This window comes from Psychrobacter sp. TWR1-1-1, assembly GCF_049895865.1.
Taxonomy (GTDB): Bacteria; Pseudomonadota; Gammaproteobacteria; order Pseudomonadales; family Moraxellaceae; genus Psychrobacter; species Psychrobacter immobilis_A.
This window is the reverse complement of record NZ_JAFCTE010000003.1, coordinates 159,467-174,342: the sequence shown is the minus strand read 5'-3', so window position 1 is coordinate 174,342 and position 14,876 is coordinate 159,467. Positions and strand designations below refer to the sequence as shown.

Annotated in this window: 15 protein-coding genes; 11 read left to right on the top strand and 4 right to left on the bottom strand. The window is 41.4% G+C overall.

From position 1 onward, the window contains the following. Window positions 1-197 precede the first annotated feature (197 nt). The 7 genes from ACP69U_RS04505 (at window position 198) to pnp (ending at window position 6,633) form a co-directional block, all read left to right on the top strand. Entirely contained in the window at window positions 198-602 is a 405-nt protein-coding gene (locus tag ACP69U_RS04505; protein ID WP_045443024.1) for a ribosome-binding factor A, read from the top strand. A 16-nt stretch (window positions 603-618) separates the two neighbouring features. Then, window positions 619-1,698, top strand: a complete 1,080-nt coding sequence (truB, locus tag ACP69U_RS04500) for a tRNA pseudouridine(55) synthase TruB (protein WP_045454875.1) — start codon at window positions 619-621, stop codon at window positions 1,696-1,698. A 376-nt stretch (window positions 1,699-2,074) separates the two neighbouring features. Then, on the top strand, window positions 2,075-2,599 hold the full coding sequence (locus ACP69U_RS04495; RefSeq protein WP_045454877.1) for a type 1 glutamine amidotransferase domain-containing protein: 525 nt from the start codon (window positions 2,075-2,077) through the stop codon (window positions 2,597-2,599). A gap of 75 nt (window positions 2,600-2,674) precedes the next feature. Next, window positions 2,675-2,836, top strand: a complete 162-nt coding sequence (locus ACP69U_RS04490; protein WP_157292328.1) for a hypothetical protein — start codon at window positions 2,675-2,677, stop codon at window positions 2,834-2,836. 135 nt (window positions 2,837-2,971) lie between these two features. Further along, window positions 2,972-3,148 carry a hypothetical protein gene (locus ACP69U_RS04485; RefSeq protein ID WP_167541661.1) on the top strand — a complete coding sequence of 59 codons (177 nt, stop codon included), beginning with the start codon at window positions 2,972-2,974 and terminating at the stop codon, window positions 3,146-3,148. Window positions 3,149-3,515: 367 nt separating this feature from the next. Further along, window positions 3,516-3,782, top strand: coding sequence for a 30S ribosomal protein S15 (rpsO, locus tag ACP69U_RS04480; protein ID WP_045443035.1), 267 nt, complete (start codon window positions 3,516-3,518; stop codon window positions 3,780-3,782). A 748-nt stretch (window positions 3,783-4,530) separates the two neighbouring features. Further along, on the top strand, window positions 4,531-6,633 hold the full coding sequence (gene pnp / locus ACP69U_RS04475; RefSeq protein WP_201501757.1) for a polyribonucleotide nucleotidyltransferase: 2,103 nt from the start codon (window positions 4,531-4,533) through the stop codon (window positions 6,631-6,633). A 128-nt stretch (window positions 6,634-6,761) separates the two neighbouring features. On the opposite strand, the gene ACP69U_RS04470 is transcribed toward pnp, so the two are convergent. The 4 genes from ACP69U_RS04470 to ACP69U_RS04455 all read right to left on the bottom strand — a co-directional run bounded on the left by ACP69U_RS04470 (window position 6,762) and on the right by ACP69U_RS04455 (window position 10,468). Then, on the bottom strand, window positions 6,762-7,352 hold the full coding sequence (locus tag ACP69U_RS04470; protein ID WP_045454879.1) for a hypothetical protein: 591 nt from the start codon (window positions 7,350-7,352) through the stop codon (window positions 6,762-6,764). 33 nt (window positions 7,353-7,385) lie between these two features. Continuing rightward, the gene (locus ACP69U_RS04465; RefSeq protein ID WP_426137935.1) at window positions 7,386-7,910 is read right to left on the bottom strand and encodes a hypothetical protein; all 525 of its coding nucleotides are present in this window, start codon (window positions 7,908-7,910) and stop codon (window positions 7,386-7,388) included. 113 nt (window positions 7,911-8,023) lie between these two features. After that, window positions 8,024-8,281: a YheV family putative metal-binding protein gene (locus ACP69U_RS04460; RefSeq protein ID WP_426137934.1), complete on the bottom strand. Its 258-nt coding sequence runs from the start codon at window positions 8,279-8,281 to the stop codon at window positions 8,024-8,026. Further along, complete coding sequence (locus ACP69U_RS04455; protein ID WP_426137933.1) at window positions 8,282-10,468, bottom strand: M3 family metallopeptidase; 2,187 nt, start codon at window positions 10,466-10,468, stop codon at window positions 8,282-8,284. 455 nt (window positions 10,469-10,923) lie between these two features. On the opposite strand from ACP69U_RS04455, the gene ACP69U_RS04450 reads away from it, so the two are divergent. The 4 genes from ACP69U_RS04450 (at window position 10,924) to ACP69U_RS04435 (ending at window position 14,808) form a co-directional block, all read left to right on the top strand. Continuing rightward, complete coding sequence (locus ACP69U_RS04450) at window positions 10,924-12,036, top strand: hypothetical protein (RefSeq protein ID WP_045443051.1); 1,113 nt, start codon at window positions 10,924-10,926, stop codon at window positions 12,034-12,036. Between the two features lie 164 nt (window positions 12,037-12,200). Then, window positions 12,201-12,953 (top strand): M949_RS01915 family surface polysaccharide biosynthesis protein, encoded by a 753-nt coding sequence (locus ACP69U_RS04445; protein WP_426137932.1) that lies wholly within the window; start codon window positions 12,201-12,203, stop codon window positions 12,951-12,953. A gap of 4 nt (window positions 12,954-12,957) precedes the next feature. Next, window positions 12,958-13,716: an endonuclease/exonuclease/phosphatase family protein gene (locus ACP69U_RS04440; protein WP_426137931.1), complete on the top strand. Its 759-nt coding sequence runs from the start codon at window positions 12,958-12,960 to the stop codon at window positions 13,714-13,716. Window positions 13,717-13,803: 87 nt separating this feature from the next. Next, window positions 13,804-14,808, top strand: coding sequence for an NADP-dependent oxidoreductase (locus tag ACP69U_RS04435; protein WP_426137930.1), 1,005 nt, complete (start codon window positions 13,804-13,806; stop codon window positions 14,806-14,808). Window positions 14,809-14,876 lie beyond the last annotated feature (68 nt).

The following is a 14,876-nucleotide window of genomic DNA, read 5'->3' as shown; positions in this document are numbered from 1 at the left end:
AGTTCGATAGCAGGATATCTAATCATGCAATATGCTTAATCAGCTGAGCAGGTTAGTATCTTCTTAATATCTAGCTGTACTTAGGCCTAACAGGTACATCCTGCTAGGCCTTTTTTACCAACTATTAGTCCTAAAATTTGTTAATGAGCCAATATATCAATCAGTGAAAATAAGCCATATTAAAGTAAGGTAAAAATATGAACCAACGTCTACAACGCTTAGCCGACCAAATTCAGCGTGAGCTTGCTGTTCTCATCCGTGATGCAGTCAATGACCCTCGTTTAACTGGTTTTGTCACTATTTCTAGTGTCAAAGTTAGTCCTGACTTAGGATATGCTGATGTCTATGTCACCATCATGGAGCCTGAGCTTAATGATTCCATGAATAAGACCAATCATGAAGAGAGTATCAAAGTACTTAATAAAGCGGCGGGCTTTTTGCGTACTGAATTGAGCCATAGTCTCAAAACACGTACCACACCACGCTTGCGTTTTCATTATGACGAAGTGACTGCTCGTGGTAATTACATGATGGATTTAATCAGTAAAGCAGTTATTAAGACTGAAGAAAATGAGTCTGACGAGCAAGAAAACGAAGAGTAGAAGGGTAAAAGTCGTTATGTCTATCGCATCTACGCAAGCGGATAAAAAGTCTAGTAATCACTTTAACAAGATTAAAGTCTCGGGTGTTATTTTAGTCGACAAGCCTCAAGGTATGACCTCTCAGCAAGTCGTATCGAAGGTGAAGTATCTTTTTAAGTCGCCAAATCATGACAGTAAAAAAGCGGGGCACACAGGGACACTTGATCCAATGGCAACCGGTCTATTGCCGATTTGTATGGGTGAAGCGACGAAATTTAGTCATTATCAGCTAGATGCAGATAAATCTTATCAAGCAACTATTCTACTTGGTGGTCAAACTGATACTGGTGATGCCGATGGTCAAATCGTTGCACAAGCACCCATTCCAAAATTTGATGATGTACTTTTAGACAAAGTCGCCCAGCAGTTTTTAGGTGTTCAGCAGCAGATACCGCCAATGTATTCTGCACTAAAAAAAGATGGCAAAAAACTCTATGAGTATGCTCGTGCGGGAATTGAGGTAGAACGAGCGCCTAGAGATATTGTAATCAAGGCCATTGATCTAAAAGCGCTTAATCATGAGAAAATTCAATTGACAGTGACCTGTACTAAAGGTACTTATGTGCGTGTACTCGGTGAAGACATCGCCAAAGCGATGGGTACATTGGGGCATTTGACTGCATTACGCCGTACGCAGGTTGGTGATTTTAAAATCAATGATGCGATTACTTTGTCAGACTTGGAAGTATTAGCGTTTGATAACAGGCAAGAGCAATTGATGCCAGTAGATGCTTGCATTAATATAGAAGCTGAGATGGTATTGACGGATGAGCAGTGTGAGCGTATACACATGGGTCAACGTTTGAATGTATTTGAGCAACTGACAGACAGTCTGCGCGACTATATTTCAACTAGTATCAGCCATCAGTCGTCTGTGTCAGAAAACAACGATATACATCTAGATAGTGATATGGTTAGTAGTAACGATGACCAACAACCCTTGATCCATGAGATTCCAGTTGATATTCGTTTGATAAATCAGCAAGGTCAGTTTCTTGGATTGGGTGCCGTAAGTCTCAACGGTAGATTGCAGCCTAAAAAATTAATCCAGCGTTAATGTTACGGTTCTTGTATAACCCTCGTTTAAACACGATTTAGCTTACTAATAGTTTACACTAATCACATATCCTCACATTTTATTGCAGGTTTCACCTATGGTGGAACCTGTTTTTTTTGTACTTTAGATCTACCGGATAGGAAGTCTGGATAGAAAAATAAATCGAACTAAGACTCTAAGAATAAGAACATAAAAAAATAATAAGATAAAAAGTCATATATCAAAAATAAAAACTAGGTTCGAAAGAGAATATTTAATAGGAACAAGATGGGTCAGAGGAAGACTATACAGCCAATAATAACAACGACTCATAAAAATAAAGTATGAATAATAAAACAACTAAAAGAAAATCACTCATAACGAGAAAAGGAATATCATGAAAACCATCGCTTTTTTACTACACAATAACTTCGAGCAAGCAGAATACGAAGAGGTTAATAATCAACTCAAAGATAAAGGTTACAAGACACTTCTTATAACCACAAATAAAGAAAAAGAAGTGCAAGCCATGCAGCAAGATGTAGACAAAGGCGACACCTTTATTGCTGATATTTTTGCAAAAGACGCAAGCATTTCTGATTATGATGCGTTGGTACTACCAGGTGGTACTGTCAATGCGGATACGATTCGTGGCAATGAAGAGGCTCATAGTATTATCAATGCTATCAATGATGCAGGCAAGCCATTAGCTGTCATTTGCCATGCTCCTTGGGCACTTATCAATACAGGTATTGCCAAAGGTAAAACGCTCACTGCTTATCATACGCTGCAGATAGATTTAGAAAACGCTGGTGCAAAATTTGTAGATCAAACAGTACAGGTAGACGGTAATTTGATTACCTCACGTAATCCAGATGATATCAGCAATTTCGTTGATGCTATTGATAAGGCATTATCTTAATTTTTCTACCCATTTACTGAATAATTAATTATTTATATTTCTTAAACGTTCACAACCGTAACTGAGGAAAATATTATGTCAAATTCTAATCCAAACGATACCAAGCTTGAGCAACAACGTTCTGAGTCAGCAACTGCAGCGCTTAAAAGCCAAACTGAGAACAATCATACTGAAGATAGTGAAGCCGCAGCAGATCGTATTGCGGACAACCTAGGAAATGCTAAAGAAGACAAGTAGAGTACGTAAAGTGTCATCCATAATAAGGTGACACTGATATATTTGCTTATCATCTCAATATCACTGATGACATTTGCATCTCAATGTAAAAAGTATAAAACAGCTACTTCAAAAAATAATAATTCAGGAGCTAATATGAGTAATTCATTGAATAACATGAATGAGCAAGAAAAAGAGATTGAAAGGCTTGCAGAAGACATCAATCCTAGCGAGCATGCTACTCCTGATAGTTTAGCAGAAGTTACCACAGCTGCACCGCTTGAAGATGATGAACTAGGCGGTAACGCGACGGAAGATGACGTCAAGAAATAAGCAAATTCTATTGCCTATTGACGGATGATTTAACTATAAAAAATAAATCTGACTTTACAAGTATTATGAAAAACTGCTGCTAGTTCAGCAGTTTTTTGTTATAATCACTGTCACATTTACATTAGGTTAAGATAAGACATCGTGCTTCATAGGCTGTCCAAAACGGATAGTTATATTAAGTGCTCTCTCATCGCAACTTATCCTAAATGGTCGTTATGACTAATTAGCTTGTCGTACACTAGGTCAACTCTAGTAATGCAGGGTTGTCCTGAATGACGTGCAGGTTATTTTATTTACTATTCTACTGCTTTAGATCTTACTCAAATTCGAGAATGTCTTAAAGCTTTTAGCATTGCCGGAGATATTCATGCTAACTAATACCGATCGCGAACAAATCATTGCTCAATACCAACGTGGCGAAAATGACACTGGTTCTCCAGAAGTTCAAGTAGCTCTATTGAGTGCTCGTATCAACGATTTGCAGAACCATTTTAAAGCACATAAAGCTGATCATCATAGCCGTCGCGGTCTTATCCGTATGGTTAACACGCGTCGTAAATTGCTTGATTACCTAAAAGGTAAAGATCTTGGTCGTTACACCACGCTTATCAGCCAGTTAGGTCTACGTCGTTAATCTAACGACAATAGTACGAGCGGATGCTAAGATAAAAGAAGCCATCATATGGTGCTATTCTAGAAGTTTTGCTGAATCGCTTGGAACTTGCTTGTTGCTATCGATAAAATAGATTTTTCTAAAAACGGTGTGGAATAGTTTCACGCCGTTTTTTTATGCTTATTCATTTTCAAGATTGATTTTGGATAGCATTGGTTATAAAGACCAATTCAAAGTAGGTAATAGAAGTTTTCGTAAAAACAGTAATACTAGAGCCTAGAGTTAAGTGTTTTCTATCGATAATTGCTGTGTTCCGCAATTCATTGGTCAATGGCTATAAATCACTGTAAAATAATGCCTTGTGAGTTTGATAGTATATCTACTACATATATGTTGACTATTTATAAAATACCCGTTTCTTAGCTTATAGAATAGCTAGCTGCGCTAATATCCAACTCTCAAAAGTGCAGAAAAATAGCCTATAGGGTTTTTAGCACCGAAGTCTTTTGACTTAAGGTCTTTTTGATAGTATTTATAGTAAAGCCAAAATTGAATGACCAAATATACACAATAGTACGATGTCTAGCACCGATAGGCATATGGAATAACTAGGTAATGTTATTGGCACTGGTTGAGATGATTTCTGAGAGAAAGACTGTCAATTATTAGTCATATACACTAGTAGTCACATACACAGAATTTTAATGAAAAATATCAGCATTTTTATAATGCTGATATTACTTTCGTCAGTCAACATTAGGAAGATTATATGACAATGTTTAACACCATTAAGCGTGAATTTCAGTATGGCAACCAACAGGTTGTGATCGAGACAGGTCGTATTGCTCGTCAAGCAAACTCTATCTTAGTACACATGGGCGGCGTTACGGTACTTGTCGCAGCAGTGGTAAAATCAGAAGCTAAAGAAGGTCAAAACTTCTTTCCGCTAACGGTTAATTATCAAGAAAAAATGTATGCAGCGGGCAAAATTCCAGGTGCCTATGGCAAACGTGAAGGTCGTGCAAGCGAGTTCGAAACCCTAACCTCACGCTTGATTGACCGCCCGATTCGTCCGCTATTCCCTGAAGGTTATGTTAACGAAATTCAAATTACGGCAACGGTTGTTTCATCAGATAAAACTCAGTCTGCAGATATCGCAGCCTTAATCGGTGCTTCAGCAGCATTGGCCATCTCTGATGCACCATTCAATGGTCCTGTCGCAGCTGCCCGTGTTGGCTTCATCAACGGCGAGTACATCCTGAACCCAACAATTGAGCAGCTTAAAGAGAGTGATCTTGATTTGGTTGTGGCTGGTACGAAATCTGCGGTACTAATGGTTGAATCTGAAGCAGCAGAGCTGTCAGAAGATCAAATGCTAGGCGCGGTATTATATGGTCATCAGCAACAGCAAATCGTTATTGATAACATTGCTTCAATGGCAGAAGAAATCGGTACTGCTAAGCAGCAGTATACTGCCCCTGAGCGTGATCAAGCGCTTACCAGCAGCATGAAAGAGCAGTTTGGCGAGCAAGTTGCTGACGCTTATACGATTACTGATAAGCAAGCGCGCTACACTAAGCTTGATGAAATCAAGCAGTCAATTATTGATGCACTTGCTGGTGATGCTGAGTCAGAAACTTACGCTGATACAGTATCTGAGCTTAAAGAAATCTATGACGATCTTAAATATCGTACGGTTCGTGACAATATCTTGTCAGGTAAGCCGCGTATTGATGGTCGTGACCTTGAGACTGTTCGTGCTCTTGACGTACAAGTTGGTGTATTGCCATACACGCATGGTTCAGCATTGTTCACACGCGGTGAAACGCAAGCATTGGTTACGACCACGCTTGGTAACAGCCGTGATGTCAACATGATTGACTCACTAGGTGGCACGATTCGTGACCATTTCATGCTGCATTACAACTTCCCACATTTCTCAGTTGGTGAGACGGGCCGCGAAGGTATTCCAAAACGTCGTGAAATTGGTCATGGCCGTTTAGCACGCCGTGGTGTACAAGCGATGCTACCGGATAGCGAACGCTTCCCGTATGTCATCCGTGTGGTATCAGAGATTACTGAGTCAAACGGTTCATCTTCTATGGCGTCTGTTTGTGGTGCAAGTTTGGCATTGATGGATGCTGGTGTTCCACTAAAAGCACCAGTTGCTGGTATCGCCATGGGTCTGGTTAAAGAAGGTGAGCGTTTCGCTGTACTATCAGACATCTTAGGTGATGAAGATCATCTTGGCGATATGGATTTTAAAGTTGCTGGTTCTAAAGATGGTATCACTGCGCTGCAGATGGACATCAAAATCGAAGGTATTACGCCTGACATCATGGAGCAAGCGCTTAAGCAAGCCCATGCCGGTCGTATCCACATCTTAGATGCGATGAATAAAGTATTGCCTGAGAGCCGTACTGAAATCAACGCTCATGCACCAAACTATGCGGTTATCGAAATCAATCCGGACAAAATCCGTGACGTAATCGGTAAAGGCGGCGCGATGATTCGTCAGCTAACCGAAGAGACTGGCGCAGTTATCGATATCGATGATGGCGGCACGATTCGTATCTTTGGTGAAAACAAAGCGGCAACTAAAGCAGCTATCGGTAGAATCGAAGCGTTGACGGCAGAAGTTGAAGTGGGCAAAACTTATGAAGGTACGGTTGCTCGTATCGTTGATTTTGGCGCGTTTATTAACGTCTTGCCAAACACTGATGGCTTGGTACACATCTCACAAATCGCTGAAGAGCGCGTTGAGAATGTTTCTGACTACCTAAAAGAAGGTCAGATCGTTAAAGTCTTCGTCCAAGACGTTGATAACCGTGGTCGTATTAAATTGACTATGAAAGGTATCGAACAAAGCTAATCGATATCTAATATAGTCAACATCTAAAAACCGCTTTAAGTCTCTCGTCATGAGTGCTTAAGGCGGTTTTTTTATGGGTGTAAAATCTTGTTTGCAGTAGAATATCTTATTAAAGTAACTGGCCTATATCAAAGTGATTGGTCTATATTAAAGTCTTTAGGAAGGTGAATATCGATACGAAGTTTTGGCAAGTCTTGTAGGTGCTGTAAGAGTAACGGTAAGATATCAGCATGCCAGTCTAACGCAAGTGAGCCTGCGTTTGCTAAATTGGCTGCGTTAGACACGTTAGCTGTCTCATTTCGTGAGTGGTTATGAATAAGTGGGCGTGCGAGGAGGGCAATTCTACGAATACCTTGATAACGGATAAGCGGGATAAGCTGCTCAGATAAATCATTCAATGCGGCAATTAACCATTGTGACCGTGTGGGGTGGTAAGGATGATTTGATACCACAAGATTAGCAATATAACTGGGCTGATTGCCATTACTGCTGATGCTTAAACCAGCTTGCTCAAGCACGCGTTTATGCAGTAAGCAGCTGCCAACACTCAGACTGCCATCGCGGCATGCGCGATAGTAACGTTGATAATTATCAGCAAATAAAGTTTTAGCTTTTGTGAGAACAGGGTCTAAAAGAATCCCTGCAGTATTGACTGGTAGAATAAGCAGCTGCGCGCTACTATTTAAGATAGGGGCGTGGGTAAGTTGCAAAGTCGCCATTGTCAGCCCCTTGATAAAAGTCTAAATAATGAGCTACTGGTTGTCGCCGTTTGTCTCGGCTTCTAATTGCGCTATTTGTTGTTCAAGTAGGGCGATTTGCTCTGCTTTCATATCAGTTAATTGCTTGTTCATCGTCAGTTGTTCAGCAGCCAATTTTTCTTGTTCGGCTAAGCGCTTACGCTCGTCTTCTAAGCGATCTATTTCTTCTTTGGCAAGACTATCTGTTTCTGGCAAAGCCGCATTTAAGATGGCATCAGCATTAGGTATTTGATTAACTGTGGTTGTCTCATTAGTATTTGACGTTAAGTCACTATTGTTTAAACTATTGTCATTATTACCTAAGGACGTAGCATCTAATTGAGTAGCGCTATCTGGTTCGGTAGTCGACGGTGTACTTTCGATAGGCGCAGTATTAGTGTCTATCGAATTGTTTTTCCAGACCAAGTAGCCAATCAATAATGCCGCTAATATAATAATTGACCACCATTTCTGGCGTAACTTAGTGGGCTTTTTTTTCAGTGATTTGGTTGACAGAGGACGCATTTTTTGGCTTTTCATACTATAGTCGATTTATGTTAGAAATATAAGTAGCCATACTATAGCAAACTCAAAATAAAAAGCCTATCTATTGCTAGATAGGCTGGTAGCTATTAATACTTGACGCTTAATATTTAAAGTTTGAACTTTACTGTGCCACTGGTACCAGTAGCCATAGCATCACGAGCAATTTGGTCTTCAGCATGGTTTTTGGCACTGATAGCATCAGGGTCGGGGCGATGCTCTGTATGTCCGCACTGCGTACATTCTATATACTCATCTGGCGCAGGTGTGACGATGCTTACTTGCACCACCGCATCCATCGCCTGACACTTAGGGCAGCGAACACCGGATAAAAACTGCCGCTTTGGTCGCGTTGATTGATAGCGCATTTAAATCATCCCATGTGTTGTTGAGGCATTAGCAGCAGCACTGCCTTTTTTAATATCAGCAAAACCGCTATGACGTAATAACGCATCAATGCTGGCGCTACGACCACGGAAGTTTTCAAAGTTGGTCTTGGCAGGGAAACTACCACCAACGGATAAAATTGTCTCACGGAAGGCTTTACCAGTGACAGGGTTAAAAATACCTTCTTCTTCAAACTTACTAAAGGCATCTGCCGATAGCAACTCTGCCCATTTATACGAGTAATAACCTGCCGCATAGCCGCCTGCAAAGATATGACTAAAGCCGTTGGCAAAACGGTTATAGTCAGGTGTTTGCATGATAGCAATGTCGTCTCGAACGGTATTTAGCGTGGCTAATATACCGTCATAATCAAGCGCTGGCGTATGCGCATGAATCAATAAGTCAAACAGTGCGAATTCGATTTGACGTAGGGTTTGCATGCCGCTCTGGAAATTCTTCACCGCCAATAATGCTGCAAGTTTGTCTTTTGGTAATGGCGCACCCGTTTCGACGTGGCTACTAATCAGCGCAATACCTTCGGCATCCCACGCCCAGTTTTCCATAAACTGACTGGGCAGCTCGACCGCATCCCATTCAACGCCATTGACCCCAGCGACATCACCGACCGTCACTTGGGTTAATAAATGATGGAGACCATGACCAAACTCATGGAATAGCGTCAGTACCTCATCGTGAGTCAATAGACTTGGTTTGCCATCGAGGGCAGGGGTAAAGTTGCCCACCATAAAGCAGACGGGCAATTGCTGATGATTTTCTTCATCATAACTATAACGCGACTGAAAACCACTCATCCACGCGCCGCCGCGTTTACCACTACGAGCAAATAAGTCAAAGTAAAAGCCGCCAAGCACGTTATCATCAGCATCAAACAACTGATAAAAGCTGACATCGTCGTGCCAGCGTGATACGGATTCACTTTGCTCTTGGACTTTGATACCGTACAAACGCTCAACGATGGCAAATAATCCGCTAATTACTTTTGGTAAAGGAAAGTACGGGCGGATTTCTTCTTGCGATAAGCTGAACTCGCTTTGTTTGACTTTTTCAGCGATATAAGCACTGTCCCACGCCTGTAACTCCTCAATATCATAATCCTGCGCATACTTTTGCAACTGAGCTAAGTCTTGCTTAGCCGCTGGAGTTGCTTGCGTGGCCAAACTCCGTAAAAAGGTTTCTACTTCTGCCACGTTGTCTGCCATTTTAGTCGATAGTGAGACTTCTGCATAATTGTCAAAACCTAATAGCTTGGCTTTTTGCTCACGTAATTGCAGAATTTGACTCATGATATCGGCGTTGTTTAGCGACTCACCTTTGGCATTGGTATGCGCATCAAACTCAGAAGCACGGGTGACATAAGCACGGTACATAGTCTCACGCAAACTGCGATCATCCGCATGCGTCATGATAGCGAGATAGACAGGAATGTTTAAACTTGCCACATAATAAGGTGTTGGTAGCGCTTCAATATCATCTTGCGTGAGTGCACCGCTGGCAAGCTGATTGGCTTTATATTGCTCACCTACATCTGCCAATAATGCCAAACCACTTTCGGTTAGACCTGCCAATTGCTCTTGCTGCAGCGGTAAGGCATAAGCTTGGGTGGCATCCAGTACATTGTCTGAAAAGGTCGCTGATAAGGTAGAAAGCTGACTTTGAATAGCTGCAAACTTTTCTTGTTCATCTTTTGGTAATGCGACGCCTGACAGCTCAAAACTGCGTAGCGCAAGCTCAATAGCCCGCGCTCGTGCAGGCTCAAGCGTAGCAAAAAATGCTGTGTCATTGACGATGGTTTGATAGCGACTAAATAGCGGCTGATGCTGTCCCACTCGTGTGCCATAAGCAGATAATTTAGGTAGCAGTTCATGATGGACATGACGAATGTCGTCATTGCTCATGACACTATTGAGGTGCGATAAAATACCCCAACTGCGATCCAATGCCAGATTAATATGATCAAAAGTCATCACATCGGCCAGTGCTTGCTCAGCACTGATATTAGTCGGGCTGTTATGGCTGTCAGTATCTGCGCTCATCTCATCTAAAAATGTATTGGCTGCATCGATTGCACTGATGACATGGCTTTGTAATGTACTTGGCGAAACGTTGTCAAAATCGACAAGGCGTAAATCTGTAGGAAGGGTTTTCATAAAAGTATCCGATATCTGATCGTAGTGAATGAATTATTATTGAGTAAACGTCGTTTTGTATAAGAGATTGGCTTGTCGCAAAATCTAGAACGTCAGTAGCTTTCTGTTATTTTTCTTTTTTGCTGTCTCATTGATAAGCTATATAAAAGATGGGTTCGTTTGACGAAAATGCAACCTAAGCATTAACTGTAAAGAAAGTGAATCGAGAAGATAGTGGATATTTAAGGGGTTTAAAAGGGATCAGTCAGTCTTTTAGAACAATACAGAGTGTTCTACTTACAAAGCGCTATCATTTGCTTGCAAATTAACCCTACAGCGAGTGAGGTTTGACTGCTAGCATCAAGGCAATGGAATAAAAAGATTAAGTACTACTGATAGCAGAAACTATGAATCAGTTGATTCATAGTAAAAATCACAATGTTAAAAGTAAATGATAATAAAACAAGGAGCAATAAATGAAAGCGACTCTCAAAAGTTTACGTGAAACCAAAGCCAATCCTGCGGTTAGTATCTTTGTTAAGACTCATCGCGAGCATCCTGCTAATGATCAAGATCCCATTGCCCTGAAGAACCAATTAAAAGTGGCTGAAGAACGCTTAACCAACGAATACGATAAGCGCACAGCGACTACCATACTCGATAAGATTCATGATAAGACCAAAGAGCTCAATCACAACTTAAATCTTGATACCTTGGCTATTTTTGCCAGTACCGACGATGTGCAAGTTATCCGTATGCCGATTGACACCACGGAGCGTGTGGTGATTTCACATCGTTTTGCGACTCGAGATTTAGTGCGTGATATGGCAAGCGCGGTGCATTATTACACCTTGGTGCTCACTCGTGATAATGCCCGTTTGATTGAAGCGTCTAATGATCGCGTGGTGAGAGAGTTCGATAAGGACGACGACCTGCAAAAAAATATGGATAATATTCCATTCCCTATTGAAAACAATGGTCTATATACGACAGGCGACGGTGGATCGGATCGCTCGTCTAATAATGAAAGTAGCTATCTAAAAGAGTTTTTTAATCAGGTCGATAAAAGTGTCCAAGAGCTGTGGGGTGAGCATAAAATGCCTTTGGTCGTCGTTGGCGATGCTAAAAATATCGGCTACTATAAAGAAGTTTGTGATCGTCCAGACAACATCATTGCCACAGTGTCAAATGCGACCAATCTAGAGGATGGTAGTGCTCAGCATATTATCAATAGTGTGCAAGAGGCGGTGGAAGGCTATCGTACATCACTGCATCAAGCTGCCATGGGTGAGATTGATAAAGCACGCGGTGCCAATATGTTACAAACAGATCTACAAGAAGTCTACCGCAGTGCCTTCCAAGGTGCAGGCGAGACGCTTTATGTCCGTCGTGGTTATATACAATCAGCCAAAATTGATGAAAAGGCACAGACTTTGAGTCTTGCAGATGATGCGGCTTCAGAAGGCGTTACTGATGATGCCATTGGCGAAATCATTGAGCATGTCATTCATAATGGTGGCGAAGCAGTATTTATGCCACAAGATATTATGGGTGAAGATCAACCAATTGCTTTGGTGACACGCTATTAATTGCTAGATAGTGCTTATTGATGACAATCCTTTGCGAATTCGCCATTGATAGAAGATAGGTATAATATGGGAGCATTGGTTCGATAAGAATCAATGCTCTTTTTACATTGATGATATATTAAGCCTTTACCTAAAACATATGCTTGATTGCCGTAGATTGTTAAATGATGCGAAATAACATACCAAATACTCTCATGCTATTTAGCGTCACAGCAATGATAGCCTTTAGCTCCAGTCTCAGTATGGCAGAGACAGATGTGAATAATATATCTGTGAGCCATCTATCATGGGGTCAATTGCCGCCTTCTATTCAAAACTATTATCAAATAGACTCTAAAAAAAATAAAATGAGGCTAAAGACCAAAGATATTGTTGCTATTCGTTCTTGGATTGGCACAGTAGGAGAACAGTATTTGGTTCAATTACAGCGTTTCAATTCAACCAATAGCCCCGGCGAGCCAGCAGGAGAGGTCTTCACGCATTTATATGTTATAGATGAACAAGAGGTTTTACGAGTATGGCAAATATATGATTATGTACCCTGCGATGGGTTAGATGTAATCGCAGAATTCGCTAAAAACACCGCCGTAGTGACTGATATTAATAATAACGGTGTTGTCGAAGTGAGTGTGCCTTATTATCTCGGTTGTCGTGGTGACGTAAGTTACGATGAGATGAAAGTAATCATGTACGAAGGGCAGCAAAAATTCGCCATCCGTGGTAACTCTGCAATTTGTAACGCCAAGACAGGTCAGCCAGTAGACGCTACTGGTTATTATGGTGGCGACTATAAGGTTGATGAAAAATTACTACAGCAATCAGCGCTATCAGCTTCTCAAAAATCAGTATTTAGGCGTCACTTGCAATCAGTGTGGCGAGATAATCAATGTTCCATTTATTTTAAGTATGATGACTAATTTTATGACTACCACAACCTCTTTTGTGCTAACCAGCTATAACATTCATAAAGGCATGTCGCCGATGAATCGCCAAGTTAAAATACAAGGTATCGCCCAAGCCCTTAATATCATTGGCTCTGATGTACTATGTCTCCAAGAAGTGCAAGGTCAGAATCTTAAGCGCAATATGCAGTACAACGAATATCCTGACCAATCGCAACATGAATGGTTTGGTGAGTATTTACAGCTGCAAAATAGCTATGGTAAAAACTCAGAGTATGAAAACGGTCATCATGGCAATGCGGTATTGAGCCGTTTTCCATTGGATCCTAAGCATAACGTCAATATCACCGTTAATAAGCTTGAGCAGCGCGGCGTCTTGCACTGCGAAGTACAACCAGTTGGATGGGATGTACCAGTGGTTGTACTGTGTGCACACCTAAATTTGTTTGAGCGTGATCGCATCAAGCAATATGAAGCCATTGCCAACTATGTTCGCAATGAGATTGCACCTGATCAACCACTGATTTTGGCAGGAGATTTTAATGATTGGAAAAAAATGTCTTGTGATAAGCTGGCTACTAGCTTGGGTATGACCGAAGCTTTCAAGCATTGTCATGGTAAACTGCTGCCAACTTTTCCAGCCAAGCTTCCTGTGCTGAGCTTAGATCGTATTTATGTGCGTAATCTAAGAGTGAAAAATGCTTGGGTGCATACGGGCAAACCATGGTCGACACTGTCTGATCATCTGCCACTCAGTGCGGAATTGGCACATTTATAAATGATTATTAGATAAGCTTAAGTTATTCACTAAAAATAAAATTGAATGCAAAAATAAAGCAATAGATACCTATAAGGATATATAACGATGTCTACTCTTTCTCATAACCCGCTACCAACGACCCAACATGCCGTACTCATACGTGAGTTTGGCGAACCTGAAGTGATGAGCTATCAAGAGGATGTGGCCATTCCTGTGTTAACAGATAACCAGGTATTGGTCAAAGTTGCTTACGCGGGTATCAATCCTGTCGATTACAAAACGCGTCAAGGCAAAGGCTGGGGCGCTGATGCCATTCAAAAAGACAAGTTTGATAAAAATGAGCCTGCAATTTTGGGGTTTGATATGTCAGGCACTGTGGTCGATAGTCGTAGTGAGCAATTTACTATCGGTACACAGGTCGCTGCCCTGACTTTTCATGGTGGCTGTTATGCAGAGTATGTAGCAGTCGATGCTGACATGCTGGCAAAAGTACCGGATTCTGTCACGTTAGAGCAAGCAGGTGCGCTGCCTTGTATTGGACAGACGGCGATACAGTTTGTAGAGTTTGCAGATATTCAAGATGGTGAGCATGTGGTGATAAACGCGCCAGCAGGCGGCGTGGGTCACTTGTTGATTCAGCTGCTCATGGATAAAGTGGCTAAAAACAATATCAAGGTGACTGTTATTTGCTCACCAGAAAAATATGCCAAGCTTGATAAAATAATAGATACCAATCAGCTTACAGGTTGGATTGATTATACCAAAGATGGTGAATTCCCTGAGTTACAGGCAGATGTGCTACTGGATTTGGTTGGTAATGAAGCAGGCGTGCGAGCGCTTAGCGTGCTCAAATCTGGTGGTCGCGTCAATGTGTTACCAACGATTTGGGTGGATAAACTTAAAGAAGCGGGTAGCCAGAAACAGTTAAAGGTAGCAGGTTATAAGGCGCAGCGTAGTGGTGAAGATATGGCGCGAGTTTTACAGCTCGTTGCTGATGGCAAGCTAACGCTACGTATACAGCAAACATATCCATTGTCTGAAGTGGTCTCGGCTCATCATGAGCTGCAAAAAGGTGCTGCTTTTGGCAAGATTGTTTTAAAAGTGAGCTAGGGCATGTCTTCAATCTGAAGGCATGCGACTAAGTGGGCTAAAAATGGTTAAATCTTTCTAGACTGCAT

What these genes read in the sequence shown, in the direction of transcription:
- ACP69U_RS04505 (WP_045443024.1), top strand. Translation starts at nt 198, where the DNA reads ATGAACCAACGTCTACAACGCTTAGCCGACCAAATTCAGCGTGAGCTT.
- truB (WP_045454875.1), top strand. Translation starts at nt 619, where the DNA reads ATGTCTATCGCATCTACGCAAGCGGATAAAAAGTCTAGTAATCACTTT.
- ACP69U_RS04495 (WP_045454877.1), top strand. Translation starts at nt 2,075, where the DNA reads ATGAAAACCATCGCTTTTTTACTACACAATAACTTCGAGCAAGCAGAA.
- ACP69U_RS04490 (WP_157292328.1), top strand. Translation starts at nt 2,675, where the DNA reads ATGTCAAATTCTAATCCAAACGATACCAAGCTTGAGCAACAACGTTCT.
- ACP69U_RS04485 (WP_167541661.1), top strand. Translation starts at nt 2,972, where the DNA reads ATGAGTAATTCATTGAATAACATGAATGAGCAAGAAAAAGAGATTGAA.
- rpsO (WP_045443035.1), top strand. Translation starts at nt 3,516, where the DNA reads ATGCTAACTAATACCGATCGCGAACAAATCATTGCTCAATACCAACGT.
- pnp (WP_201501757.1), top strand. Translation starts at nt 4,531, where the DNA reads ATGACAATGTTTAACACCATTAAGCGTGAATTTCAGTATGGCAACCAA.
- ACP69U_RS04470 (WP_045454879.1), bottom strand. Translation starts at nt 7,352, where the DNA reads ATGGCGACTTTGCAACTTACCCACGCCCCTATCTTAAATAGTAGCGCG.
- ACP69U_RS04465 (WP_426137935.1), bottom strand. Translation starts at nt 7,910, where the DNA reads ATGAAAAGCCAAAAAATGCGTCCTCTGTCAACCAAATCACTGAAAAAA.
- ACP69U_RS04460 (WP_426137934.1), bottom strand. Translation starts at nt 8,281, where the DNA reads ATGCGCTATCAATCAACGCGACCAAAGCGGCAGTTTTTATCCGGTGTT.
- ACP69U_RS04455 (WP_426137933.1), bottom strand. Translation starts at nt 10,468, where the DNA reads ATGAAAACCCTTCCTACAGATTTACGCCTTGTCGATTTTGACAACGTT.
- ACP69U_RS04450 (WP_045443051.1), top strand. Translation starts at nt 10,924, where the DNA reads ATGAAAGCGACTCTCAAAAGTTTACGTGAAACCAAAGCCAATCCTGCG.
- ACP69U_RS04445 (WP_426137932.1), top strand. Translation starts at nt 12,201, where the DNA reads ATGATGCGAAATAACATACCAAATACTCTCATGCTATTTAGCGTCACA.
- ACP69U_RS04440 (WP_426137931.1), top strand. Translation starts at nt 12,958, where the DNA reads ATGACTACCACAACCTCTTTTGTGCTAACCAGCTATAACATTCATAAA.
- ACP69U_RS04435 (WP_426137930.1), top strand. Translation starts at nt 13,804, where the DNA reads ATGTCTACTCTTTCTCATAACCCGCTACCAACGACCCAACATGCCGTA.